The sequence below is a fragment of the Ruegeria sp. BG5 genome (assembly GCF_056538425.1).
On the sequence record NZ_JBQFTC010000005.1, the window covers coordinates 165,306 to 188,849 of the forward strand.

At 62.2% G+C, this 23,544-nt stretch carries 25 protein-coding genes; 6 read left to right on the forward strand and 19 right to left on the reverse strand.

Going from position 1 to position 23,544, the window contains the following annotated elements:
* Position 1: 1 nt before the first annotated feature.
* Genes ACR0KX_RS15705 through ACR0KX_RS15725 form a run of 5 tightly spaced genes read right to left on the reverse strand, consistent with a single transcriptional unit; the run spans position 2 to position 4,736 of the window.
* Positions 2–595: a GNAT family N-acetyltransferase gene (locus ACR0KX_RS15705; RefSeq protein ID WP_170624066.1), complete on the reverse strand. Its 594-nt coding sequence runs from the start codon at positions 593–595 to the stop codon at positions 2–4.
* A complete protein-coding gene (locus tag ACR0KX_RS15710; RefSeq protein ID WP_480708571.1) occupies positions 592–2,661 on the reverse strand; it encodes a molybdopterin-binding protein in 2,070 nt (689 codons plus the stop codon). Before ACR0KX_RS15710 ends, ACR0KX_RS15705 begins: the two co-directional genes overlap by 4 nt.
* Complete coding sequence (gene mobB, locus ACR0KX_RS15715; protein ID WP_480708572.1) at positions 2,658–3,149, reverse strand: molybdopterin-guanine dinucleotide biosynthesis protein B; 492 nt, start codon at positions 3,147–3,149, stop codon at positions 2,658–2,660. The genes ACR0KX_RS15710 and mobB overlap by 4 nt, the downstream gene beginning before the upstream one ends.
* Complete coding sequence (gene mobA, locus ACR0KX_RS15720; RefSeq protein WP_170522168.1) at positions 3,146–3,802, reverse strand: molybdenum cofactor guanylyltransferase MobA; 657 nt, start codon at positions 3,800–3,802, stop codon at positions 3,146–3,148. Before mobA ends, mobB begins: the two co-directional genes overlap by 4 nt.
* Positions 3,795–4,736 (reverse strand): formate dehydrogenase accessory sulfurtransferase FdhD, encoded by a 942-nt coding sequence (locus ACR0KX_RS15725; RefSeq protein WP_480708573.1) that lies wholly within the window; start codon positions 4,734–4,736, stop codon positions 3,795–3,797. The genes mobA and ACR0KX_RS15725 overlap by 8 nt, the downstream gene beginning before the upstream one ends.
* Here ACR0KX_RS15725 and ACR0KX_RS15730 point away from each other — a divergent pair.
* Together ACR0KX_RS15730 and ACR0KX_RS15735 are read left to right on the forward strand one after the other, a co-directional pair.
* Positions 4,735–5,445 (forward strand): AzlC family ABC transporter permease, encoded by a 711-nt coding sequence (locus tag ACR0KX_RS15730; RefSeq protein WP_170522166.1) that lies wholly within the window; start codon positions 4,735–4,737, stop codon positions 5,443–5,445. The genes ACR0KX_RS15725 and ACR0KX_RS15730 overlap by 2 nt on opposite strands.
* Positions 5,442–5,774: an AzlD domain-containing protein gene (locus ACR0KX_RS15735; RefSeq protein ID WP_170522163.1), complete on the forward strand. Its 333-nt coding sequence runs from the start codon at positions 5,442–5,444 to the stop codon at positions 5,772–5,774. Before ACR0KX_RS15730 ends, ACR0KX_RS15735 begins: the two co-directional genes overlap by 4 nt.
* Here the strand turns inward: ACR0KX_RS15735 and ACR0KX_RS15740 are convergent.
* The 7 genes from ACR0KX_RS15740 to ACR0KX_RS15770 form a co-directional block, all read right to left on the reverse strand.
* Positions 5,763–6,395, reverse strand: a complete 633-nt coding sequence (locus tag ACR0KX_RS15740; protein ID WP_170453177.1) for a hypothetical protein — start codon at positions 6,393–6,395, stop codon at positions 5,763–5,765. The two genes, ACR0KX_RS15735 and ACR0KX_RS15740, sit on opposite strands and share 12 nt — an antisense overlap.
* 18 nt (positions 6,396–6,413) lie before the next feature.
* On the reverse strand, positions 6,414–6,548 hold the full coding sequence (locus tag ACR0KX_RS15745; RefSeq protein WP_170453178.1) for an aa3-type cytochrome c oxidase subunit IV: 135 nt from the start codon (positions 6,546–6,548) through the stop codon (positions 6,414–6,416).
* A 114-nt stretch (positions 6,549–6,662) separates the two neighbouring features.
* Positions 6,663–7,223 carry a hypothetical protein gene (locus tag ACR0KX_RS15750; protein WP_480708574.1) on the reverse strand — a complete coding sequence of 187 codons (561 nt, stop codon included), beginning with the start codon at positions 7,221–7,223 and terminating at the stop codon, positions 6,663–6,665.
* Positions 7,210–9,048: a glycerophosphodiester phosphodiesterase gene (locus ACR0KX_RS15755; protein WP_170624073.1), complete on the reverse strand. Its 1,839-nt coding sequence runs from the start codon at positions 9,046–9,048 to the stop codon at positions 7,210–7,212. Before ACR0KX_RS15755 ends, ACR0KX_RS15750 begins: the two co-directional genes overlap by 14 nt.
* Before the next feature lie 57 nt (positions 9,049–9,105).
* The gene (locus tag ACR0KX_RS15760; protein WP_170453181.1) at positions 9,106–9,558 is read right to left on the reverse strand and encodes a DUF6173 family protein; all 453 of its coding nucleotides are present in this window, start codon (positions 9,556–9,558) and stop codon (positions 9,106–9,108) included.
* A gap of 3 nt (positions 9,559–9,561) precedes the next feature.
* On the reverse strand, positions 9,562–10,611 hold the full coding sequence (locus tag ACR0KX_RS15765; protein WP_170624075.1) for an MBL fold metallo-hydrolase: 1,050 nt from the start codon (positions 10,609–10,611) through the stop codon (positions 9,562–9,564).
* Positions 10,608–12,311, reverse strand: coding sequence for an acyl-CoA dehydrogenase (locus tag ACR0KX_RS15770; protein ID WP_170453183.1), 1,704 nt, complete (start codon positions 12,309–12,311; stop codon positions 10,608–10,610). The genes ACR0KX_RS15765 and ACR0KX_RS15770 overlap by 4 nt, the downstream gene beginning before the upstream one ends.
* A 139-nt stretch (positions 12,312–12,450) precedes the next feature.
* Here ACR0KX_RS15770 and ACR0KX_RS15775 point away from each other — a divergent pair, with 139 nt between their 5' ends.
* Positions 12,451–13,398 (forward strand): L-threonylcarbamoyladenylate synthase, encoded by a 948-nt coding sequence (locus ACR0KX_RS15775; protein WP_170453184.1) that lies wholly within the window; start codon positions 12,451–12,453, stop codon positions 13,396–13,398.
* Here ACR0KX_RS15775 and ACR0KX_RS15780 read toward each other — a convergent pair whose 3' ends face one another.
* Positions 13,399–13,953 carry a YqgE/AlgH family protein gene (locus tag ACR0KX_RS15780; protein WP_170453185.1) on the reverse strand — a complete coding sequence of 185 codons (555 nt, stop codon included), beginning with the start codon at positions 13,951–13,953 and terminating at the stop codon, positions 13,399–13,401.
* 145 nt (positions 13,954–14,098) lie between these two features.
* On the opposite strand from ACR0KX_RS15780, the gene ACR0KX_RS15785 reads away from it, so the two are divergent.
* Complete coding sequence (locus ACR0KX_RS15785; protein ID WP_170453186.1) at positions 14,099–14,911, forward strand: protein-disulfide reductase DsbD domain-containing protein; 813 nt, start codon at positions 14,099–14,101, stop codon at positions 14,909–14,911.
* 4 nt (positions 14,912–14,915) lie between these two features.
* Positions 14,916–15,335, forward strand: coding sequence for an NUDIX hydrolase (locus ACR0KX_RS15790; protein WP_170624077.1), 420 nt, complete (start codon positions 14,916–14,918; stop codon positions 15,333–15,335).
* On the opposite strand, the gene ACR0KX_RS15795 is transcribed toward ACR0KX_RS15790, so the two are convergent.
* The 6 genes from ACR0KX_RS15795 to ACR0KX_RS15820 form a co-directional block, all read right to left on the reverse strand.
* Positions 15,332–18,733 (reverse strand): efflux RND transporter permease subunit, encoded by a 3,402-nt coding sequence (locus ACR0KX_RS15795; RefSeq protein WP_170624079.1) that lies wholly within the window; start codon positions 18,731–18,733, stop codon positions 15,332–15,334. The genes ACR0KX_RS15790 and ACR0KX_RS15795 overlap by 4 nt on opposite strands.
* Before the next feature lie 5 nt (positions 18,734–18,738).
* Positions 18,739–20,187: an RND family efflux transporter gene (locus tag ACR0KX_RS15800; protein ID WP_170453189.1), complete on the reverse strand. Its 1,449-nt coding sequence runs from the start codon at positions 20,185–20,187 to the stop codon at positions 18,739–18,741.
* Between the two features lie 106 nt (positions 20,188–20,293).
* Positions 20,294–20,836, reverse strand: a complete 543-nt coding sequence (moaB, locus tag ACR0KX_RS15805) for a molybdenum cofactor biosynthesis protein B (protein ID WP_170453190.1) — start codon at positions 20,834–20,836, stop codon at positions 20,294–20,296.
* Positions 20,837–20,842: 6 nt separating this feature from the next.
* Complete coding sequence (locus ACR0KX_RS15810) at positions 20,843–21,463, reverse strand: LysE family translocator (RefSeq protein ID WP_170624081.1); 621 nt, start codon at positions 21,461–21,463, stop codon at positions 20,843–20,845.
* Positions 21,460–22,059 (reverse strand): metallophosphoesterase family protein, encoded by a 600-nt coding sequence (locus ACR0KX_RS15815; RefSeq protein ID WP_170624212.1) that lies wholly within the window; start codon positions 22,057–22,059, stop codon positions 21,460–21,462. Before ACR0KX_RS15815 ends, ACR0KX_RS15810 begins: the two co-directional genes overlap by 4 nt.
* Complete coding sequence (locus tag ACR0KX_RS15820; RefSeq protein ID WP_170624214.1) at positions 22,059–22,823, reverse strand: uracil-DNA glycosylase; 765 nt, start codon at positions 22,821–22,823, stop codon at positions 22,059–22,061. The genes ACR0KX_RS15815 and ACR0KX_RS15820 overlap by 1 nt, the downstream gene beginning before the upstream one ends.
* A gap of 73 nt (positions 22,824–22,896) precedes the next feature.
* On the opposite strand from ACR0KX_RS15820, the gene ACR0KX_RS15825 reads away from it, so the two are divergent.
* Positions 22,897–23,523: a scavenger receptor class F, member 2 gene (locus tag ACR0KX_RS15825; RefSeq protein ID WP_170624083.1), complete on the forward strand. Its 627-nt coding sequence runs from the start codon at positions 22,897–22,899 to the stop codon at positions 23,521–23,523.
* The last annotated feature ends 21 nt before the right edge of the window (positions 23,524–23,544 follow it).

The window sequence follows — 23,544 nt, forward strand, 5'->3', positions numbered from 1 at the left end:
CCTAGGCAGGCGTGACCGCCCAGCTCATCTTGGTGGCGCTGCTGAACCCGAACAGATGGCGGAACGGGCCGGTTTTCTCATAACCTACCGGCTTGAAACCTTCGCGTTCATACAAGGCCTGCGCGCGCGGGTTCGTGTCGATCACGTCCAACTGCACCTCGGCCATGCCCCGGCTACGCGCCTCGTCCTTGATCGCGGACAACAGCATCGTCCCGACGCCCTGCCCGCGCGCCTCGGCGGCAACAAAGATGCCGTCCATCTGAAACACGCCGGGTTTCAGGTCCCGCTCCAGCACGCTCAGCACCATGCCGCGCCACAGCGCGCCGAACCAGCCATAAACGCGCGCGAGGTCCGACAGGCTGCCGCCCGCCAACCCGCCCTCAGCCGTCTTGAACCCCGCAAGCCCCAGCAACCGGCCAGACGAATCCCGCGCGACCAATGCAAAGTCCGGAGCAAGCGCGCGTTCGAAAAAGGCCAGCCCCTTGTCGTCGGGGCCCATGACCTTGTGCAGTTTGGCTGCAAATGCCTGCCAGAACAGGGCTGCGGCCTGGGATCGTTCCGCCTCGGTAAATCCTTGCGAGACGGTTACGGTCATAGTCCGAAACTGCCGTAGGGAATGAACCGAACCGGATCGCCTGGCTGGATGTGCCGTGCGCCGTCTTCGATTTCGACCAGCCCCTCGGCCCAGCTGAGCCCGCTGATCCGGCCCGACCCTTCCGAGTGAAAGACCTCGGCCCTGCCATCGCGCAGGCGCGCGCGCAGGTATTCGCGACGACCGGGTTTCTTGCGCTTCTCAAACGCAGCGGGCACGTCGAAGCCTTGCGGATCGATCCAGCCCTCGCCCGACATCAGGCACAAAGCCGGGCGGGCGAAGATCAACGTGCAGACCATCGCGGCCACGGGGTTGCCGGGCAAGCCAAAGACCGGCGTGTCCGACCACATGCCCAGCGCCAGGGGGCGTCCGGGTTTCAGCGCAATCCGCCATTCCTGCATCGCGCCCGCTTCGCGCAACAGGGCCGAGACGTGATCCTCATCCCCCGCCGATGCGCCGCCACTGGTCAGGATGGCATCCGCCTGTTCTGCCGCCTCATCCAGCCGCGCGCGCAACACATCGCGGTCGTCTGCCACGCGACCCATATCGATGGGCTCAAACCCCATCCGCTCCAACAAGGACAGCAACATCGGGCGGTTCGCATCGAAAATCTGACCCGCACCCACAGCATCGCCCGGCTCGACCAGTTCATCACCGGTGGACAGAACCGCGACGCGCAGGGGTTTGCGAACGGGAACCTCGGCGATACCGACGGCGGACAGCAGCGCCATATCCGCCGGTGTCACCCTGCGCCCGGCGGGCAAGGCGGTGTCACCCTGCGCAACATCCTCGCCAGCGCGGCGGGTGTTTGCGCCCTTTTTTATGGGCCCGTGAAAGGCGATAAAGCCGTCCTGAACGGTCACGTCCTCTTCCAGAACAACGGTATCAACACCTTCGGGCAACGCAGCACCGGTCAGAATGCGCAGCGCATGGCCCGCAGGCACGGACCCGTCAAAGGGGATGCCCGCAGCCGCGCGGCCCTCGGTCAGGGGCATCACCTGCGCGCCGTCTGCGGCGGGACCTGCAAAGCCATAGCCGTCCACCGCCGTATTGGGTTGCGGTGGGTTCGAGCGTTTTGCCACCACATCCTCGGCCAGAACCCGACCCATAGACTGCGCCAAGGGCACGGTCTCGGACCCTGTTACCGGTCGCAACCGATCCCGCAACAGCGCCAATGCCTCATCCACCGGCGTCCAGTTCACCCCTGCAGGCAAGGCGAAACAATCGTTTCGCAACGGCGGCGGCGCTATGGTCGGTTTGTTTTGCGGTACACCCAAAATCCACCCCTCCTCTGGGGCTATGACAGTCAATTGCTCTGTCAATTCCTGATCCGTCAACCGAGACAGTGTCAATGCGACCTGTTCAACCTGCCACGCATCCTTGATGCGATCCGGCGGAGCCTTCCCCAATTTGAGCGAGGGCCAGATCTCGACAAAAGCCACGGGCCTGTCCAGCAGCTGAAACGGCCACACGGCGATCTTACCCGCATAAGCGTGCCGCAAACGGCTCAGAACCGGCAGGCCCATCATCACCTGACCACCCACAGCCCCTGCACCGGCCATCTGCCAGCAGGTGAAGCTGCCTTTGGCCAGCGTCTCAACACCGCGGCGATCCGGGAACGGGTTGTGATAGTCCTGTTTGGTGCGCGGCAATCCGTCAACCTCGCGCCGCAGGGCGTTCATCCAGAACGGACCTTTGCCGCCAAACCGACGGTTGATCCGCCCCGCCAGATCGAAGCGGTTGTTGGCGGTCGGAGAATCCTGGATCTGCGCCCCGAACCAATCCCACAAAGCCAAAGGATCATTGGACCCAGTAATCGCTTGGGCAAATCCCTCGGGGTAACCAAAGGGGAAGTCAAAGCCCAAAAGCAGGCGGTGGCCTGCGGTCAGTTCGGTATCAATCAACGCACGCAACCAGCCCTCGGCCGCCTGACGATTTCGCAGATAGTCCAGCGCCTGCACGGCATCATCGCGCACGACACAAGCCCAGATCGCATCTTTGCGCGGGCGCGGTCCGGTATCGTTACCACCCGACCAGTCCACCATCGCAAAGCTGTCGAAAAGGCTCACAAACCGACCTCGGACAGGATGAAATCCGCAATTGCCTTTGTGTCGTTCAGGTTGAAAACAGGGCGATCCAGGTCCAGAGGCGTATCGCTGGCAACCGCGCGGATCGTGTCGTCTCGGGTCGCGATCAGGTCATTGCCTGGCTCGGCGCGGAAGGCTTCAACCTTGGGGTGACGCTCGCGCTTATAGCCCTCGATCAACACCAGATCGACCGGCGACAGACGCGCCAGCAGAACCTCCAGCGAAGGCTCCGGCGCCCCGCGCAATTCCTGCATCAGGGCCACACGTTGCCCCGAGGCCAGCAGCACCTCGTTGGCGCCGGCCATTCGGTGACGGTGACTGTCGCGCCCGGGCTGGTCGACATCAAAGGAATGATGCGCATGTTTGACGGTTGAAACGGTGAACCCGCGCCCGGTGATCTCGGCCACCAGCCGCTCCATCAACCCGGTTTTGCCCGCGTTTTTCCAACCGGTGACGCCGTAAACCCTCATGCCTGCTCCAACAGTTTCCGGGCCAGCGCCAAATCGTCCGGCGTATTGACGTTGAAGAACGGGTCAAAGGGGTCAGCCGGAAACAACGCTTCGCGCCCGTTGTGCTGATCGGTCCACAGCACGACCTTACGCAGCCCATCGTTCAACGCCGCACGCAGATCATCCCGCAGCGCCACCGGCCAGAGGCCAAATGTCGGATGCCGGTTCACCCGCTTTCCGCCGCCAGATTTCAACGCCTCCTCGCCCGTGCGCGGCGTCGTCGCCAACACCAGCGGGTGCGTCTGCCCCTGTGCTGTTTCGGTCAACCGATCCACCAGATCACGTGGGAAAAAGGGCGTATCAGCGGCGGCAGTCACGATACTGTCCGCGCCCTGCTCTGCCGCCCAATCGAGCCCGGCCAGAACGCCCGCCAACGGACCGGCAAAGCCTTCAATCGTGTCGGGCAGGATCGGCAGGTTCAAATCGGCGAACCGCGCAGGGTCGCCGTTGGCATTCAGGGCGAGACCATCCACCTGCGGTGACAATCGGTCGATCACATGAGACAACAGGCTCTGCCCGCCGATCTCCAACAGCCCCTTATCGCCCCCGCCCATACGGGTCGCCAGACCACCTGCGAGGATAATGCCAAGGGGCTTGCGCGATGACTTACCCATTCGCACTCTTCCGTCGATGTTTCCTGTCCTCTACCGCGACGCTGGCCGGGTCTGCGTCCCTCACCAGCCGGTCCTCACCCGAGAGGCACACAAACCGCTGGCCGCGCATCCGGCCGATCAGGGTCAGGCCGACCTCGCGCGCGATCTCGACGCCCCAGGCGGTGAAACCGGACCGTGAGGCCAGCACCGGGATGCCCATCATCGCTGTTTTGATTACCATCTCGGACGTCAGCCGCCCGGTGGTGTAGAGGATCTTGTCCTCCGCCGCCTCACCCTCGGACAGCATCCAGCCTGCAATTTTGTCGACCGCGTTGTGGCGGCCCACATCCTCCATATAGACCAAGGGGCGATTTTCACTGCACAGCACCGTACCGTGGATCGCCCCGGCCTCAAGATACAGGGATGGCGTACGGTTGATCTTGGCGGCCAGATCATAGAGCCATGAGGTGCGCACCTGAACCTGCGGCAGGCGCACGTCCTCCAACCCCTCCATCATGTCGCCAAACACGGTGCCCACGGCGCAGCCGCTGGTGCGGGTCTTTTTCTTCAGCTTGTCCTCGTAGGAGGTCTCACGCGCCGTGCGGACCACGACGGTTTCCAGATCGTCGTCGTAATCGACCCGTGTGATCTGATCATCCGCCAGCAACATGCCCTGATTGCGCAGGAACCCCAGCGCCAGATATTCCGGATAATCACCGATGGTCATCGCCGTTACGATTTCCTGGGAATTGAGGAAAATTGTCAGCGGGCGTTCCTCGACCACCGAGATCTGGCTGACCTCGCCATTCTGGTCCACGCCTTCTACCGCGCGGGTCAGGCGGGCCGCGCCGGGGTCGGGGGCGATGATGTAGTCCGTGACATCCAGTTCCGTGGCCAATTGCAACCCTTTCCCAAGACCGCTACTTCTTCTGCGGACACCATAGGATTTAGCCATGGCAACCGCCACATCCAAGTCATACTTCTGGAAGGGTTTTCGCGACGGGACGCCGTTCATCTTCGTGGCGATGCCCTTCGGGACCCTGTTCGGCGTTTTCGCGACCGAGGCCGGGCTGGACATCGTTCAGACAATGGCCTTCTCGATTACGGTTTTTGCAGGCGCCGCACAGTTTGCCGCCTTGCAGTTGCTGCAGGACAACGCACCGACCATCATTATTCTGGCCTCCGCATTGGCGGTAAACCTGCGGGTGGCGATGTATTCGGCCTCGCTCACCCCTTATTTGGGGGCGGCGCCCCTGTGGCAGAGGGCCTGCGCGGCCTATTTGATCGTGGATCAGTCCTATGCCTGCTCGGTGGTGCGGTTCGAAAAAGAACCGAAAATGACCGTGCCTCAGCGCATGGCATATTTCTTCGGGTCGGTCACGCCGATCACGCCGCTTTGGATGCTCACCACCTATCTGGGTGCGGTTCTTGGGGCACAAATCCCTGAAAGCTGGGCACTGGATTTTGCGCTGCCGATCACCTTTCTGGCCATGGTGGGCCCGATGATGCGGACGCTGGCGCATGTGGTCGCCGCGCTGGTTGCGATTGTCGTCGCACTGCTGACGGTTGCCGTCCCATTCAATCTGGGTTTGCTGATCGCCGGAGCGGCGGGGATGGTGGCCGGGGCGCAAGCCGAACTGATGCTGGAGCGGAAGAAATCATGACACAGGTCGACCCGGTCACCATCTGGACCATCATCGTCGGGCTGGCCGTCGGCAGCTTTGCCCTGCGCTTTGCCTTTATCGGGCTGGTTGGCGACCGTCCGATGCCACCATGGCTGTTGCGGCATTTGCGCTACACAGCGGTTGCCATCATTCCGGCCCTGATTGCGCCACTGGTCGTCTGGCCCACGGCAACCGAAGGGCAACCCGACATACCGCGCATGGCGGCCGCCGCAGTCGCATTATCGGTCGGAGTTCTGACAAAAAACGTCCTTGCCGCGATTTTCACCGGCGCGGCAACCCTTTACGGGTTGCTGTTCCTATTGGGTTGACGTCGCATCCAACTGGTTCAGGCGCGCATTGTTCGCGGCCAGACCCTTTTGCAGATCGGCATCGTCGTTCTCGCGGTATTCTTCCGTCACCACACCGGGCAATTGTCCAAACTGATCCGAGAGCTTCACCGGGTAGAACGTGACGTCGATCTGTTCGAACCCCGGCACTTGCTGCAATATCCGGGCGGTTGAGTTTGCGCAGAACGCGCCTGCAACCGGACCGCTTTGCTTGGCTAGTTGCAGCGCGATTTCGGCCTGTTGAGGGCTCACCTGAATCGTTTGGATGCGCGCATAATGGGATTCGCGTGCGTGTGAGCTGCGGTAGGCTTGCTCGACCGCCGGGGTGATCCCATAAAGAACGTCGTCTTTGATCGGCACCACGTCTGCGCGAAACGACCCGGCCGGATCAAAGATCACCCGCTCGCTGCCGCCGATCATCAAGGATGTGTGCGCGCCGGATCCGGTGCGCGTATTGATCATCGTGTACAGCGTCAGGGTAGACGGCCCGGGGTCACGGTAAGACCGGGCGACAATCTCGGCCTGATCTGCCTGCGGGCGGTCGGACACCGCGCAGCCTGTCAGCGTTGCTGCCAGAAGGCAGGCAATCAAAATCCGGAACACGGCCGCCCCCGCTGCGGTTTAGGACGCGAAAACCGCGAGGAACAGGCAAAGGAAGGCGATGACAACCACACACCATGTGGTGGCCTTGATGAAGCCGTTGAAGGTTTTTTCCTGGACGGTGATGTCCATTTCGCCGTGCTTGTGGTCAGCCATGTGTCTAAGAATCCCAATTCGCGTGTTTTCCAGTTGGATAATCGAAAAGAGTCAGGCTGTCACCACGTCATTCGCGCGCAGGTGCACGACGTCATTCGCGCGCAGGGCATGACGTCACTCGCTTGCAGGGGTGCGTTCTCCAAACACGGAACATCCCGGATATCCAAATCCCCAGCGCCAGGGCAAACCGCTGCACGGGCCGCCGCCAAAGCGGACGGCTCCGTACATGGCATCTGCGGTCAGTGCATGGACGTTTCGGATCTGATCCGGGGTCATCTCATAGCGCTCTGCGTATTCCTCGGCATGGCTGTCGCCATGGTCCTTGACGCAGGCGCGCAAGGTTTGATCCGCAGAAAGCCGCGCGTCAAAGCTGTCTTCGGCGCGCAAGGCCCCGCCTGCGTTGTGATAGGCGCGATCGTGGATGACGCAACATTCCTCCCATGGGGGATGCGCCTGATACAGCTCACCGATCTGCGGGAAGGTGTCTGCCACCCAACGCCAACTGGCCGACAACCCGCCCGAACATCCGTCCGTATCAAACGGTGTCAGAGGTTCGACGCCCCGCTGCGCGATCAAGGCGCGGTGCGCAGGCATTTCGACGCTGCGCATCAGGTCCTGCGCGACGGCAGGCCCCGACAGGCAGATCAGAAACAGCGCCAGCTTATGGGCTGTCATCGCGCATCGCCTCGGTATCGACCTGCATTCCGAAACTTGTGGCCAGCCACAGCAGCAACCGCTCTGCCGGTCCCATCTCGGCACGAACGCGCAAAACCTCGCGCGCCATGGCCGGGCGGTCGGTGATCAGCCCGTCCACCCCCATCGAGGCCATGGCCGACATTTGCAGCGGGTCATTCACCGTCCAGACATAAATGTCCTTGCCCGCATCCTGAACGGACCGGATCAGGCCCGGCGAGACCGTGGCCGCGTTCACGGCAACAAAATCCCCCTCCAACCCGGACAGATCACCCACGGCAGTCGCGGCCAGAACGCCCGTCCGCCAGTCGGGCCGGATCGCCTTCATCTTCTGCACAGCCGGGTATTTCAGCGACATGGTGGCAATGTCGTCCTGCATTCCCAACTCTTCGACCAAAGCAGCCACGCGGTTCTCCAGATCAATATCGTGACCGTAGTATTTCAGCTCGATAATAACCTTGGATCTACCCTTTGCGGCCTCCAAAACCTCACGCAGCGTCGGGGTGCGCTGATCGGCATATTCGGGGCCGAACCAGCTGCCGATATCAATCTTGGCCACATCCTCCATCGTGGCGTCCCAAACCTTCAGATTGACCCCGGCCAGTTTCATGAAATCGCTGTCATGGGCGACGATCACCACATCATCCGCCGTTTCCTGTACGTCGATCTCAACCCAGTCCGCGCCGTCCTCGATGGCTTTCAAGACCGAGGCCATGGTGTTTTCAGGCCGCAACGCCGCCGCCCCGCGGTGGCCGATCACCTCGGCCCGGTCCGGGGCCTGCACCCGTTCCAGCAGGTTTTGACCAAACCAAACACCTGCCAGCACGGCGACCAAGGCCAGACCAACGGCGGTGAACAGCGGCACCCCCAGACGCCCCGGTTCGGGATGCGGCAGGTCCGCTGTCTGCGGTTCAAAGAACCGGTCCAGCAAAACCGCCAAAGCGCCCAGCGCCGTGGCTGCCAGCACCAACCCGGCCAAGGCCCAAAGCCCCGCAATGATCAGGCTGTAGATCAAGGCCAGACGCAGATGACCGCTGCCCTGCAACGGCACCAGTGCAAACAGGAGGCCCGCAACCCACGCAATCACTGCAGCAATGACAAGGCGCGTGGCCAGCCACAGCACCAGCGACAGTTTCAGACGGCCCCGATTACCCTCCATCCGCGATGCGCTGATATTGAACACATGCGCCGGGTGAACGTTTTCAAACAGCACCAGATGCAGCGAAAGCGCCCAGGCCGATAGCCTGCGGATCAGGACCCATGCCATCACAAGCATCACCGCCCCGATCATCAACACAGCGATCCAGAAGGCGGGTGGGTGGAAGGTCAGGTAGTAGTTGATGTCATATTCGGTCAGCCACCACCACGCGATCAGGCCGGAAATGGCCAGAAAGGGCAGCGCCAGAAGCAGAACGCGCAGGATAAAGCGCGCTGCAAAGTTGAACAGCGCGGGCAGGCGCGACAGAACCAGGCGGATCGAAGAGCTGCCTGCGCGCCACGGATCGGGTTCGCCCATGCGAAGCGAACCCGCCATGACCGCAAAGACAAAAACCTCGGCCATCAGAAACAGGCTCAGCACCACAAGTGCGGCGATGAACCCGGCGGGGGACAGAATGAAGGCTGCGATGTCCTGATCCGTCAGGGCCGTTTGATTGGACAGGGACACCGCGAGATTGACCGCCGCCGCCACGCCCGGTGCAATCAGCGCGATCAGCAACAGGCGGACGGCAAGGTAGACGGGCACAAAGACACGCCGCCGCCGCCAGGCGGCACCATAGGCATGTGTAACGGCTGAGAAATCTGACACTTGCGCGGCCTCCTGAACGGTTTACTCATTCAAGGCTGCGAAAGCGTGAATTGCAAGTCAGCTTTCTTCCAGATCTGCGGCCAGACGGAACCCGATGCGGTTGGCGGGCTTGTCCTCGACCGATTTCGGCAAGGCGCGCAGCATGACATTCAACTGGCTGACATGCTGTACCAGCTGGGTGCGGGCGCCCGATCCATCCGAGCCGTAGAAGGTGATGACATCGGGGTCGAAATACCCCATCCCTTCGATCCGCATGACACCCGCGTCACCGCCGGTGAAGCCCATCGCAACCTCCTGATCTCCATCCAGCGTCTTTTCAAAGTTCTGGATGTAAAGGATCAGACGTTCGTATGCCCATTGGGCCGGGCTTTTGGTCTCGACCGGTTGTTGCAAGGGTTCCGGCAGGGTTTTCGAACCGGATTCGGCCTCGGCGTTTGCGTGGACCTCGTAGCAGCGCGGCAGGGCCGCCGCTTCGGCAGCTTCGGCTGAGGTTTCGATCTCGTCCTGCATTCTTTACCCTTTGCGTTGGTAGACCCAGGCACCGTCTGCGCGGCGCGTCCGGGTGACAGCTCCAATGTGGTAAAGATGGTTCATATGTGCAACCGCTTCGACCAGGGCCAGGCCATATTCCCCCTCGCCGATCGACCGTTTGAACAGGGGCGCAAAACACTCGGCGGCGGCTTTGGGTTCGGTCAGGTCTTTCAACAAGCGCTTAAGCGCACCGTGATGGTTGTCGATCAACTGCCGCATCCGCAGCGGCAGGCCAGTGAACGGCAATTTGTGCCCGCCCAGAACCAGATGTTCGGGCCGCGCCAGGGTTGCAAGCCGTTCACACGCCTCCAGCCAGCCCGAGATCGGGTCGGCCATGGGCTCGGTCGCGTAGACGCCCAGATTGGGACTGATCGAGCTGAGGATCTGATCGCCGCTGAGAACCAGATCATCGTCGCGGCTCCAGAGCGTGACATGTTCCGGCGCGTGGCCGTTGCCCATATGCACGTCCCAGTCCCGCCCGCCCATGCGGAACACGTCGCCCTGCTGGATGCGGGTGAACCCAAGCGGCATGGGATAGACGCTGTCGGCAAAGTTAAAGGGGCGGTCGGCTTTGCGTTTATCCAGAACCTCGGCCGCCATTCCGGCGCTTTGGTAGAAATCCAGCGTTTCCTGCGGCCAGCTTTCCTGCACGTCCAGCGTCAGCATGCGCGCGAACAGCCATGCGGTTCGGCTGGTCACCAGTTCAGCGCCGTATTCGGACTGAAACCAGCCCGCGTTGCCGATGTGATCGGGGTGATGATGCGTGGCCACAACCCGGTGGACGGGTTTGCCGCCCAGCGGCCCGGACATCAGATCCTGCCAGATCGCGCGGGTTTTCCGCGACGACATCCCAGTGTCGACGATGGTCCAGCCGTCACCGTCATCCAGCGCGTAGACATTCACATGGTCCAGCGCCATCGGCAGCGGCAGTCGGATCCACAGCACACCTTCGGCAATCCGCGTGGCCTCGCCGGGTGCAGGCCGCTCGGGCCAGAGGTAGCGGATGGCCGGAGAGTGCAGGTCGTCCATCATGCCGACAGATCATCCGCGCTAAGGGCAAACAGGTCCACCGACCCGTTCTGCGCTTGCGCCAGCAGGCCGGTATATTCGGGCAGCAGCGCTTTGATGTAATAGCGCGCCAGCTTGCCACGTGGGCCCTTTGGGTCCGCCAGGGCGGCTTTCAGATGGAAATGCCCGCCCAGAACCCGCGCGAAGGCGTGCAGATAAGCCAGCGCCCCGGCAAAGCGGTCATTCATGTTGCCCTGTGACACCATCCATTCGGTTGCTTCGCGCAGGGACTCGGTCGCCTCCCACACGGGACCGGCAAGATCGGGCACAGTGGCGCGGGCCTGTTCGGCGTGATCTTCGATCTCGTCCAGCAGGCGCGAAGCCGCCTCGCCCCCGTCCATCATCTTGCGGGCGACAAGGTCCATCGCCTGAATACCGTTGGTGCCTTCGTAGATCGCGGTCACACGGACATCGCGGTAGAACTGAGCCGCCCCGGTTTCCTCGATCACGCCCATGCCGCCATGCACCTGAATGCCGGTTTCAGACACGCGCATCCCGGTGCGGGACCCGAACGCCTTGGAGATCGGGGTCAGCAATGCAGCGCGGGCCACCCAATCAGCGTCGCCTGTCGCTTCGGCCATGTCGATGGCGGCAGCATTGGCCAGCATGATCGCACGGGCCGCAAAGGTATCGGCGCGCATATCGGCGACCATTCGGCGCACATCGGCGTGGTCAATGATTGTCCCTGAAGGGGTTTTGCCCTGCTTGCGATCCTGCGCGTAGGCCAGCGCGTGCTGATAGGCGGCTTCGGCCACACCGATGCCCTGCCCGCCCACGCCCAGCCGCGCGTTGTTCATCATGGTGAACATGGCTGCCATGCCGCCATGTTCCTGCCCCACCAGCCAACCGGTTGCACCGTCATATTGCATCACACAGGTGGGCGAGCCGTGCAGACCCAGCTTATGCTCGATTGAAACAACCTTCAGATCATTGCGCGCACCCGGATTGCCATCGGCATCCGGGATAAACTTGGGCACCAGGAACAGCGAAATCCCCTTTGTGCCCGGCACCCCATCCGGCAAGCGTGCCAGCACCAGATGACAGATATTTTCGGCAAAGTCGTTGTCACCCCATGAGATAAAGATCTTCTGCCCCGAGATCGCATAGGTTCCATCGCCGTTGGGTTCGGCCTTCGATGTCAGCGACCCAACATCCGAGCCTGCCTGCGGTTCCGTCAGGTTCATCGTGCCCGACCATGCACCGGTCATCAGCTTGGGCAGATACAGCGCCTTGAGCGCGTCACTGGCATGGTGCTGCAGGGCTTCGATCTGCCCCTGGCTCATCAGCGGGGCCACCTGCAGTGACAGGCAGGCCGCGCTCATCATCTCGTTCACGGCGGTGGTGACGGTCATCGGCAGGCCCATACCGCCATGCTCGGGGTCGCCGCTGATCCCGATCCAGCCGCCCTCGGCAATCGCGGCCCAGCCATCCGCATAGCCGGGCGGGCTGTGCAGCACACCATCCTCCAACCGTGCCGGTTTCAGATCGCCGGTGGCGTTCAGTGGGGCCAGAACCTCTTCACACATCTTGCCCGCCTCGGACAGGATCGCGCTGACGACGTCGGGGCTGGCATCGGCAAACCTTTCGGTCGCCGCAATCTGATCGAATTCGACCACATTTTGAAACAGGAACTCGTAGTCTGAAATCGGTGCGCGGTATGTCATGTTGTCCCTCGGGGGCTGTCTGACCGGTATTGCGCAGGCGGGCTTGGAATTCCGGCCCGGCACCGGTATGCATCAAGGCTTGGGTGCATTACCTACCTGTCCTTATGTTGCAAGCAACCAAAACGCGGCGTCACCAGACATGATCCCCACAACTCTCGATCTGACAGCAGACCCAGACGGCATCGCGCGCGCGGCTGACCTGCTGCGTCAGGGCCTGCTGGTCGCCTTTGCAACCGAGACGGTCTATGGCCTTGGCGGCGATGCCCGCAACGGAGAGGCCGTGGCCGCGATTTACGAGGCCAAGGGCCGCCCCAGCTTTAACCCGCTGATCGCCCATGTCGCTTCGGCCGAGGCTGCGCGGCGGTTTGTCGAATGGTCGGATCACGCGGAAACCCTTTCCAATGCCTTTTGGCCCGGCCCGCTGACACTGGTTCTGCCTTTGCGCGACGGGCACGGGATTTCTTCACTGGTCACGGCGGGGCTGGACACGCTGGCGGTGCGGGTGCCCGCGCATCAAACCGCCCGCGATCTGCTGACCGCCTTTGACGGGCCGGTCGCGGCCCCGTCGGCGAACCCCTCAGGTCAAATCAGTCCGACGACTGCCCAGCATGTGCGTGCAGGCCTTGGAGGCCGGATCGCAGCCATTCTGGATGATGGCCCTTGTGGCGTGGGTCTGGAATCCACAATCGTGGGGCTGGCCGGAGAGCCGACCTTGCTGCGCCCCGGAGGTGTGGCGCTGGAAGCGGTCGAGACCGCCCTCAACACCCGCCTGCACCTGCACCAATCCGGCGACCTGCTGACCGCGCCCGGGCAATTGCAGTCACATTATGCCCCGGATGCGCCCGTGCGCCTGAACGCGCAGAGCAGGCAAGGCGATGAGGTTCTTTTGGGCTTTGGCCCTGTCGATTGCGATCTGAACCTGTCTGAAGCCGGAAACTTGCCCGAGGCCGCCGCCAACCTGTTTGCGGCACTGCACAGCTTGAATGAAACGGGCCGGCCGATTGCCGTGTCTCCGATCCCGGACCATGATCTTGGGGCTGCGATCAATGACCGCCTGCGCCGGGCCGCGGCCCCACGCGACAGCTGATCAGGCGCGGCCCGCGCTGGCCGACAGGGTCAGGGGATCGACGCCCAGCGTGGCCAAGGCGGCCTCCCACTTTTCGTCGTCGGGCACATCAAACACGAGTTTCGAGCTCGCCTCGGTCGTCAGCCAGCCATTCATTGCGATCTCATCTTCCAATTGCCCCGGCCCCCAGCCGGAATAGCCCAGTGCGAGCACAGAATTCAGCGGCCCCCGGCCCGAGGCCAGATCCTCCAGCACATCCAGCGTCGCGGTCATGCTGAAATCATCCGAGATTTGCATGGAATGCAGGTTGGCCTCGTAATCTGCGCTGTGCAGGACAAAGCCGCGCGACATCTCGACCGGGCCACCGAAATGCACAAGCCGCTCGCCCACAATCGGGATACTGCAGGCGATGTTCAACTGCCCCAGCAGGGCCTTGATCCGCAGGTCCGAGGGTTTGTTCACGATCAGACCCATCGCGCCATCGTCGCCATGACTGCACATATAGACAACCGAGTGGTCGAATCGCGGATCGCCCATGCCGGGCATCGCAATCAACAGTTTTCCGGTCAGGTCCATTGGGTGGCTTCTCTTTTTCAACTCAGCTTCACAATGACCCTGCGGCGCAGGGATTGGCAAGTCGGCAGCGGGGTTTTCCGCAGATTTCAGTCAGGTGACCCGAACGTGACTTGGATTTTCGTGCCGCACCGCGCATGTATAGGCAATGAACACGCTGATGAAATCCCTTGCCGCCACCATCGCGGCCTGTTTTTGCATGATCTTTCCGGCCACCGCGCAGGGGCTGGACGGAGTTGTCAGGCTGGACATTCTGGATGGTGGCCGCACCGCCAATGGGACCTATATGGGGGCCTTGCGCCTGACTTTGAAGGACGGGTGGAAGACCTATTGGCGCGCACCGGGCGATGCGGGCATTCCGCCGCAATTCGACTGGAACGGGTCGCGCAACGTGGGCGATGTGTCAATCACATGGCCCGCGCCCGATGTGTTTGACCAGAACGGCCTGCAATCTATCGGATACGAGGATCAACTGGTTCTGCCGGTCGAGATCACGCCGAAGAACCCGGCCAAGCCCGTGCGTCTGCGCGGTGAGATGGATTTGGGCGTCTGCAAGGATGTCTGCATCCCCGAACGGCTGGATTTCGACCACACGCTGGATGCCGAAGCGGGCCGCAACCCTGCCATCGCCGCAGCACTGGCCCAGCGCCCGTTTTCCGCGCGTGAGGCCAACGTATCCGCTGCGCGGTGTAGTTTGACCCCAACGGCGGACGGCATGCAGATCGAGGCACGTGTGACCATGCCTTCGGCGGGTGGGCAAGAGATCGCGGTGATAGAACCCGGCAATCCGGTGCTGTGGGCTTCGCAGCCCAAAACCGTCCGGCAAGGTGGCACGCTGATCGCAACTGCCGAGGTCATCAATGCCTCTGGCGCGCCTTTTGCGCTGGACCGGTCCGAGATTCGGATCACGGTATTGGGCGCTAACCACGCCGTGGACATTCAGGGCTGCACCGCTGGGTGATCGCATGACCCAAACCCCGAAGATCGGCGCGCTGGCGGTTGTGCTGCATCAGGATCAGGTTCTGCTGGTGCAACGCAGCAAACAGCCTGACCGGGGATTGTGGGGCTTTCCCGGCGGTCACCTGGAATGGGGTGAAACCGTTTTGGAGGCTGCGCAGCGAGAGCTATTCGAGGAAACCTCGGTCACTGCGCAGCCAACACATTATCTGGACAATCTGGACATGCTGCGGCGGGATGAGGCGGGCCTTGTGATCTCCCACTACCTGCTGGTCGGCGTGGCCTGCCGCTATCAATCCGGCGCGCCGGTCGCAGGCGATGATGCACTGGATGCGCGCTGGTTTCCGATTGAGCAAATACGGCAGGGCGATCTGCCGATGAGCGCACGGGTTCGTCAACTTCTGGAATATGCTCTGCGCGAAGGCTAAGGGCCAACATGATCTTTCAGCCTCGCGTAAAGCATCCCAGAGGCTATAAAGCTGAGGACGACAATCGGGATCGCCCCAACCAGAAATGCGCCCAGACCCATGTTCAGAACGGCCACCCCTTCATCACCCGAATAGAGGGCGGACAGGGCACCGACCGGAGCGCCTGTCAACGCTGGCCAGACCATTGTCACGGCAAACCAGAACAATAGCGCCGCGCCCGTGGCGGCAACTGCCCCCTGCATCACCCGATCCGGGGCGCGGACAGCTCGGCGCATGGCTGTCATCGGACGCGATACGTCGTTCAGGATCGCCAGCAGGGCCGGAACCAGCACCAGAACCAGCAACATGCCAAAGCCCAACCCGTAGACCAGAGTGATCACCGTGGGCTTCAGGAACTGCGCCTGCTGAGAGCCTTCATACAGCAAAGGCGTCAGCCCCAGCACCGTCGTCAGCGTGGTCAGCATCACAGGGCGCAACCGGTCCGCTGTGCCTTCGACGATAGACGGCACCAATCCGCGTTCCTGCTGGTGGCCATCGATGGTCGTCACCAGCACAATCGAGTCGTTGATGATGATCCCGGTCATGCCCAGCAGACCCACAACCGTGAACATGCTCAGCGGTACGTCCCAGATGTAATGCCCCCAGATCGCGCCCACCAAGCCAAACGGGATGATTGCCATCACCACTAAGGGCCGCGACCAGCTGGCAAAGACCCAGGCCAGTACCAGATAGATCCCGGTCAGACACAGGATCAGGCCTGTGCGCGCCTCGGACAGGAACTCATCCTCTTGTTCGCTGAGGCCCGCCATGCGCCATTCGACCTGACGTTCGGCGGCGATATTGGGCAGAATCTCTTCGTTCAGCGCGCGTTCGATCTCGGCCGCGCGGGTCGGATCGTCCTCGGATATGTCGCCATTGACCGAAATCACCCGCAGCCCGTTTTCACGCCGTACGGTCGAGAAGCCCGACTTGCGTTCGACCGAGACGATATCGGCCAGCGGCACATAGACCCCGTCCGGGGTGCGCATCAGCGTGCGTTCAAGGAAATCGGCGGTCAGTTCGCCCTCGGGCAATTCCACACGGATCTCAGCACTGCGGGGACCATCGGGGAAGGTCGCAGCCTCGATCCCGTTGAGCCTGTTGCGCAGAACCCGACCCAAGGTTTCGATCCGGAAGCCCAGCGCCTGACCTTGCGCAGTCAGGTCCAGAATGAATTCTTCCTTGTCATAAGCCAGATTATCCTCAAGCGCCGAGACCTCGGGGAATTTCGACAATTCGGTCTGCAAATCCTCTGACGCCGCCTTGAGAGTATTCACATCCGAGCCATAGAACTGCACATCGATGGCATCACCGCCGGGGCCGGATCGCCAGCCGCGGAAACTGATCAATTCGACCTTGGGGTGGCGGGGTACGAATTCCTGCAACTCGCCCACAAACTCAAAGCTCGAATAAGGGCGCAGGTCGGCGTCGATCAGTTCGATCGAAATACCACCCAGCAAATCGTCGTCCTTGCCCTCGGCGGCGGACAGACCAAACCCGGCACTGCCGCCAACCTCGGCCAGAACATAGTCGATGGGGTTGCGGCCATGGCGTTCCTCGTAAATCTGTCCCAGCTCATCGGTGGCCTGCTGCAACTGGCGCATCATTTCAAGCGTATCGGCGCGGGTGGCGCCTTCGGCCATGATGAAGTTGCCGGTGACCGAGCCACGCTCGGGCGCATTGAAGAACCGCCAGTTCACGTCGCCTCGGATGAACAGGGCAATCTGGCTGGCCAGAATAACGATCATCAGGGCGACGACCACATACCGCGCCCAGATGACCCAGGCGATGAAGGGCCGGAACAGATGATCCCGCACCCAGCGGAACCCCCGGTTCACGACCCGATTGGGCAGGTCGTACCAATGTTCCTTGGCCGAATGCGCGATGGCATGGGCCATGTGGTTGGGCAGGATCAGGAAGCATTCGATCAGTGAGGCCGCCAGAACGGCGATCACGGTAAAGGGAATATCTCGGATCAACTCTCCGAACCGACCACCGACAAGGGTCAGGCCGAAAAAGGCGATTACCGTGGTGATCGTGGCCGCAAAGACCGGCATGGCCATGCGCCGGGCGGCGCGCTCGGCGGCAACCATGGGCGGTTCGCCCAATCGGCGGGCACGGAAATCGGCGTGTTCGCCCACCACAATCGCGTCATCGACGACGATGCCCAGCGTGATGATCAGGCCGAACAAGGACACCATATTCAGCGACAAACCGCCCAGATACATCAGCGCAATCGCCGCTGACATCGCGACCGGGATGCCTGCCGCCACCCAAAAGGCGATCCGGGCGTTGAGGAACAAAAACAGCAGGCAGACGACCAACCCAAGCCCGACAAGGCCGTTGTCGATCAGAATATCCAGCCGATCCGTGATCGCCTGCGCGCGGGTGCGGATCAGTTCAACCGTGACACCTTCGGGCAGGCTGGCCTGCATTTCGGCGACGACATCTTCGACCGAATGCTGGATGCCGATGGCGTCACCCAGATTCGAGCGGTCCACCCGGATGGACATGGCCGGGTTCTCACCCACAAAGTAGCTGCGGTTGCGATTGACCCCTTCGACCCGGATCGTCGCCACATCACCCACGAGCAGTTTGGACCCATCCGCAAAGTTGCGCAGCGTGATGCCTTCGATCTCTTCCGGTGTGCGTTTCTCGGCCCCCGTCCGAATGCGGGCATTGGCACCGCTGACATCACCGGCGGGGCTGGCATTGACCTCGGCCGCGATGGCTGTCGCGATATCGGCCAGAGCGATATCGTTGGCGATCAGCTGAGCGGTCGGCACCTCGACCACAACGCGCGGAGCCGCCAGTCCCCGGATCGTGGTGCGGGTAACACCGACCGCAAATAGCCGGTTGATCAATTCATCGGTGAACTTCGCCAACTGGTCAGGCGCAACCGGACCCGTGACAACCACATCCGTAACGCGATCCCGCCACGCGCCGCGCCGGATTGAAGGTTCTTCGGCGTCCACCGGCAGGTTAGTGACGCTGTCCACGGCGGTGCGGACTTCTTCGATGGCGCGGGCCATGTCCCAGTTGGGCTCGAACTCCAACCGGATGCTGGCCGAACCTTCGCGTGAGGTAGCCGTTGTGCTGGTGACACCTTCAACCGCCAGCAACTCGGGTTCCAGCAGTTGAACGATGCCATTGTCGACATCCTCGGGGCCTGCGCCGTCCCATTCAACCGCCACATCGACCCGTTCCAGAATGACATCGGGAAAGAACTGCGCGCGCATGTTCGGGATCGCTGCGGCCCCCAAGACCAGCATGACCAGCAGCAGCAGATTGGCGACCGTCCGGTGCCGGGTGAAATAGCTGAGGATACCACCGGCCGCGCTTGGGATCTCGCGCATCATGGCGCTTAGCCCCCGGCCCGGTTTTCAATACGCCGGACAAGCGAGGCAGGCACCTGTGCCGCCTCCAACTGACCCAACATGCGGGATTTGACGTCCTGCGGCATGCCTTCGCTGGCTTCCACCTGCGCCATGAGTTGTGCACGCTGTGTATCCGTCAACTCGACCATATCCGTGTCGGCATTTGCCTCGACCCGCAAGGGGCGCACCCGCACGCCCGAGCCCAACAGCGGCGTCCGGCCAATCACGACCTCGCGGCCTTCCAGACCTTCGCCGCGCAACAACACCTCATCGCCTTGCCGCCGGATCAACTGCACCGGCAGCGCCTCTAACCGGTCATCTGCGCCCAGAACCAGAACCGTTCCAGCCGCATCCAGAACCGAGGATGGCAAACGCACCACCGCATCCAAAGGTTGTTCCTGCACCGTCACGGTCACGAAATCCCCCGGTTTGAAGCCCGAGGCGGTGTCCAGACGGGCAAAGATCAGACGTCCGGTCTGCCCTTCCCCGGCTGACCCGCTATCCCGACTGATCCGGCCTTGGGCGGTCAGGTCGGTCCCTGTTACCTCAAGTGAGACAGTCACCGGCGCGTCGATCAGTGCGCCCGTGTCATCCAGCAATCGCACAAACTGCGCCGTAGAAACTCTGAACGCCACCTCCAGCGCATTTGGGTCCACCAGCTCGGCCAGCTTTTCATTGGCCGACACCAATCGCCCCTCGACTAAGGTGACATCGGTCAGCGTACCGCCAAACCGGGCGCGAATGGTCATATCGTCCAGATCGCGTTCCGCTGCTTCCAGCGCAATTCGCGCCCGCGCAAACAGCGTGGTTGCCTGATCCACGCGCGACTCGGCCTGCGCCAAGGCAATGCGGCGCGCCAGAACCGATTGCTGGGCGGCGGCGGCGGACAATTCGGCCTCTTCCACGCTGGCCGTGGCCCCCACACCGCGGGATTCCAGATCGCGTTGCCGTTGCAGGGCGCGTTCTCGCAGGTCCGCCTGGGCCTCTGCCGATTTCAACTCATCCTGTGCCAGCAATAGCGAGCGTTCGGCGTCGCGTTCTTCGAACTGGGCATCCAGCAAATCCGATTTGGCGCGATCCAAGGCAGATTGCGCATCTGCCGGGTCCAGCTCGACCAGCACCTCGCCTGCTGTGACGGAGCCGCCGTCCTCAAAATCATCAGCCAGAGCAACCACGCGCCCGCCCAGCGCCGCGCGCAATTCCAGCCTACGGCGGCTTTGCACCTCACCAAACGCTTCCAGATAGGGGGTGACGGTCTCAAGCTCGGCCTGTCGGACGGTTACCGCAAAGACCCGCTCGCGCGCCTGAGGTTGTTCGTTCTCGCGCGTCAGTACGTCCTGCACCGCGCCAGAGATGATTTGCGCGGCCACAAACAGCAAAGCCAGCGTCAGCGACGCCAGAAAGACACCGACAAGACTTTGCCTTAGAAAACGCATTCTCACTTACCCCGGGTTGCAATGGGCTGCCTTGTGCAAAATGTAGCCGGACCGCGAAATATGCCAAGCCACAAAGCGGTTATAAGGTCTTGAACGTAGGACCAGTCTACTTCCGTCGCAGATGTTCGTCCAATCGGGGCATTATTTCCACGAAATTGCAGGGGCGGTGGCGGTAATCGAGTTGTTTTTCCAATATCCCGTCCCACGCATCCTTACAGGCTCCGGGGCTGCCGGGCAGGGCAAACAGATAGGTTCCCCCGGCGACCCCGCCAGTGGCGCGGGACTGTACGGCCGAGGTGCCGATTTTCTCCATCGATATGATGGTGAATACGGTACTGAACGCCTCGATCTCTTTTTCATAAACATCGCGATGCGCCTCGACCGTCACATCGCGCCCGGTCAGTCCGGTGCCGCCGGTCGAGATCACGACGTCGATTTCAGGGTCGCCGATCCACAGCCGCAGCTGCGCCGCTATTTCGGCGCGCTCGTCTTGGATGATCTTACGATCAGCCAGCACATGCCCTGCCCGCTCGATCCGGTCCACCAATGTCTGGCCCGAGCGGTCTTCGTCCAGCGAACGCGTGTCCGACACGGTCAACACCGCAATGCGGACCGGGATAAACTCCATATTTTCATCGATGCGCGACATGCGGTGTCAGGCCCTTTCCATGATTGCCAGCCGGGCCGCCAAAGTGATGAAAATCCCTCCGGTGACCCAACCCATGATGCGCGAGGCGCGCGGGTTCGAAATCAGAAGCTTGCCCGCTCCTCCGGCGAACACGCCGACCAGCCCGTTCACCACAAACCCACCCAGCGCGATGATGACGCCAAAGATCAGGAACTGCGCAAGGATCGACCCCGAGTTGGGATCAACGAATTGCGGGATGAAGGCCAGAACAAACAGGATTACCTTCGGGTTGGTCAGGTTCACCACCAACCCATCCCGAAAGGCCATGCGGGTCGGCCTGACCGACCCCTCTGCTGAAACAGCGCCGTTCCGGATCGCGCCCCACGCCAGATACAGCAGATAGGCAACGCCCATCCAGCGGATGACATCGAACAGCCACGGCATTGAAGACACCAATGCCCCAAGGCCCAGCCCGGCCAGCAACACATGCACCATCGATCCCAACGAAATCCCTGCGCTTGCCAACAGCGCGGGTTTTGCGCCCGAACGCAACCCTTGCCCGAAACAGAACATCATGTCCGCGCCAGGGGTGAAATTCAGAACCATGGCCGCCGGGATAAAGGCCAGCAGCGTGACGGTGTCGATCATGAGGGTACCTCGAACCAGTTTGCCTTGGGTCCCAAATTGGCGATCTGCGACCGCCCCAGTGTGCCGCGATAGCCCCAGCTGTCGTGGATGTGGCCGCAAAACACCAGCCCGGGCTGTAGTCTTTCCACCGCATCGCGCACCGAAACCGAGCCGACAGAGATACCCTGCGACGTGGTATCGCCATAACCTTTGGGCGGCGAATGCACGATCAGCACATCCGCGCCGTCGCAGCGATCCAGCAATTCCGTTGCTTCTGCCTCGGTCAGGTCACAAGACCAGTCGCCAAAAGGCGTCACCGGCACGCCATAGCCCAGACCGAACAGGCGCATCCCATCGACGGTCATGCCGGTACCGTGCAGCACATGCACGCCTTCGGGGGCGGCATCGATCAACTCACCCGCGCTTTCGGCATTGCCTGGAACCAGAACCAGCGGGGCCGATATGCCCGAGAGCATGTGCATCGCCTCATCCAGCCCCTGCCGCATATTGCAATAGTCCCCGGCCCCGATCACCAGATCAGCTTCGGCACTGGCCGCAACCAGCTCTGCCGCGCGGTTGCGCGCCATATGCAGGTCCGAGAAGGCCAGAATCCGCATCATCCTGCCCCCAGCCGTGCTTTCAACTCCAGCAGATCAGCCCAGGCCTGCCGTTTCATCTGTGGCTGGCGCAGCAGATAGGCGGGGTGGAACATCGGGATCACCGGCAGGTCCAGCGCCTGATCCCAATTGCCGCGCAGCCGCGTGATGCCGCGTTTGCCCAGCACCGCCTGACAGCTGATATTGCCCATCACCACCAGCACTTCGGGCCTGGCCAGCGCCACATGGCGTTCCAGAAACGGCTTCATCATGCCGATCTCTTCCGGCTTGGGATCCCGGTTTTGCGGCGGCCGCCAGGGCAGCACATTGGTGATATAGACGTTCTCGCGCCGATCCAGATCAATCGCCGCCAGCATCCGATCCAGCAATTGCCCGGCCCGCCCGACAAAAGGCTTGCCCTCGCGGTCCTCGTCGCGGCCCGGAGCCTCACCGATGATCATCACCCGCGCGCCGGGCGTGCCATCGGCAAACACCAACTGGCGCGCACCGCGTTTCAACTCGCAATGGTCGAACGCCTCCATCGCCGCGCGCAACTGGTCCAGTGACCCCGCATTTTGTGCAGCGGATTTCGCAATCGCGACCGGATCGACCTGCTTGGGGGTGGCCGGGGCCGCTTGCGGGGTGGCGGGTTTCTTGGCCTTGGGCGCGGTATCGGGCAACGCGTAACGGTCCACCGGCGCGTCCCCGATAGCCTCGGTCACGCCCAGTTCGACCTGCCAATCTAGCAGCGCCCGCGCGGTATGATAGTCCAAGCCCGATTCCATGCCTCTCAATCTAACCAGCTTTTGACTGAGGGAAAGCGAATAGACCTTGTCACGGCGCAGGGTCGCACCGACCATGACGCCAACCATGTTGTCGATCCTGCGATTCCTTTTGATTTCCTTTCTGTTGGTCCCCCTCAGCGGTCCGGCCGATGCGCAGCTATTCGACCGTGGCACGCAATGCCGGGGCGGACAGTTTCAATGCGGCAACCGGTGCTGCTCGGCCGGGCAAAGATGCAGCTTTGACGGGCACTGCATCCCATTGGGTGGCACCTATTGCGGTGGCGGTCGAACCTGCGGCCTGTTTGAACGCTGTGTTCCGGGCAGCACCCGCTGTGCGCCAAAGGCCGCAAACGCCTGTAATTCAAGCCTGGATTGCCCAAGCGGCAGCCGTTGCAACGGGCGCGGAGAGTGCGAGCCGATCCAACCCGATCTCCACCTGAACCTGCCGCAACCCTGCGCCGATGGCCGGATTTGTGCGCGCGGGTCGTTCTGCCTGCCGCAGGGCGGATGTTCCCGCGCCGGATGGTTTTTATGCGAAAAAACCGGATCGCAATGCCGCCCGGGCTTCAAATGCTCGAAAAATCAGGGCTGTGTCCCGGTCAAGGCGGTCGATTGCGGCTATGGCAAATGGTGCAAACCCGGCGAGCGGTGCCTGCCCGAAGGCGGATGCGAGATATTGCCCGAAGGGTCTGATCCTTAGGTTGCCTTGGCCCGCGCGGCT

Excerpts from the sequence above, each read along its gene's own strand:
- ACR0KX_RS15730 (WP_170522166.1), top strand. The coding sequence starts at position 4,735 with ATGGCAACCGCCACATCCAAGTCATACTTCTGGAAGGGTTTTCGCGAC.
- ACR0KX_RS15800 (WP_170453189.1), bottom strand. The coding sequence starts at position 20,187 with ATGCGTTTTCTAAGGCAAAGTCTTGTCGGTGTCTTTCTGGCGTCGCTG.
- ACR0KX_RS15825 (WP_170624083.1), top strand. The coding sequence starts at position 22,897 with ATGACGCCAACCATGTTGTCGATCCTGCGATTCCTTTTGATTTCCTTT.
- moaB (WP_170453190.1), bottom strand. The coding sequence starts at position 20,836 with ATGTCGCGCATCGATGAAAATATGGAGTTTATCCCGGTCCGCATTGCG.
- ACR0KX_RS15785 (WP_170453186.1), top strand. The coding sequence starts at position 14,099 with ATGAACACGCTGATGAAATCCCTTGCCGCCACCATCGCGGCCTGTTTT.
- ACR0KX_RS15745 (WP_170453178.1), bottom strand. The coding sequence starts at position 6,548 with ATGGCTGACCACAAGCACGGCGAAATGGACATCACCGTCCAGGAAAAA.
- ACR0KX_RS15760 (WP_170453181.1), bottom strand. The coding sequence starts at position 9,558 with ATGCAGGACGAGATCGAAACCTCAGCCGAAGCTGCCGAAGCGGCGGCC.
- ACR0KX_RS15770 (WP_170453183.1), bottom strand. The coding sequence starts at position 12,311 with ATGACATACCGCGCACCGATTTCAGACTACGAGTTCCTGTTTCAAAAT.
- ACR0KX_RS15775 (WP_170453184.1), top strand. The coding sequence starts at position 12,451 with ATGATCCCCACAACTCTCGATCTGACAGCAGACCCAGACGGCATCGCG.
- ACR0KX_RS15750 (WP_480708574.1), bottom strand. The coding sequence starts at position 7,223 with ATGACAGCCCATAAGCTGGCGCTGTTTCTGATCTGCCTGTCGGGGCCT.
- ACR0KX_RS15810 (WP_170624081.1), bottom strand. The coding sequence starts at position 21,463 with ATGATCGACACCGTCACGCTGCTGGCCTTTATCCCGGCGGCCATGGTT.
- ACR0KX_RS15780 (WP_170453185.1), bottom strand. The coding sequence starts at position 13,953 with ATGGACCTGACCGGAAAACTGTTGATTGCGATGCCCGGCATGGGCGAT.
- mobB (WP_480708572.1), bottom strand. The coding sequence starts at position 3,149 with ATGAGGGTTTACGGCGTCACCGGTTGGAAAAACGCGGGCAAAACCGGG.
- mobA (WP_170522168.1), bottom strand. The coding sequence starts at position 3,802 with ATGGGTAAGTCATCGCGCAAGCCCCTTGGCATTATCCTCGCAGGTGGT.
- ACR0KX_RS15820 (WP_170624214.1), bottom strand. The coding sequence starts at position 22,823 with ATGGAATCGGGCTTGGACTATCATACCGCGCGGGCGCTGCTAGATTGG.
- ACR0KX_RS15705 (WP_170624066.1), bottom strand. The coding sequence starts at position 595 with ATGACCGTAACCGTCTCGCAAGGATTTACCGAGGCGGAACGATCCCAG.
- ACR0KX_RS15815 (WP_170624212.1), bottom strand. The coding sequence starts at position 22,059 with ATGCGGATTCTGGCCTTCTCGGACCTGCATATGGCGCGCAACCGCGCG.
- ACR0KX_RS15765 (WP_170624075.1), bottom strand. The coding sequence starts at position 10,611 with ATGATGGACGACCTGCACTCTCCGGCCATCCGCTACCTCTGGCCCGAG.
- ACR0KX_RS15795 (WP_170624079.1), bottom strand. The coding sequence starts at position 18,733 with ATGATGCGCGAGATCCCAAGCGCGGCCGGTGGTATCCTCAGCTATTTC.
- ACR0KX_RS15790 (WP_170624077.1), top strand. The coding sequence starts at position 14,916 with ATGACCCAAACCCCGAAGATCGGCGCGCTGGCGGTTGTGCTGCATCAG.
- ACR0KX_RS15725 (WP_480708573.1), bottom strand. The coding sequence starts at position 4,736 with ATGGCTAAATCCTATGGTGTCCGCAGAAGAAGTAGCGGTCTTGGGAAA.
- ACR0KX_RS15735 (WP_170522163.1), top strand. The coding sequence starts at position 5,442 with ATGACACAGGTCGACCCGGTCACCATCTGGACCATCATCGTCGGGCTG.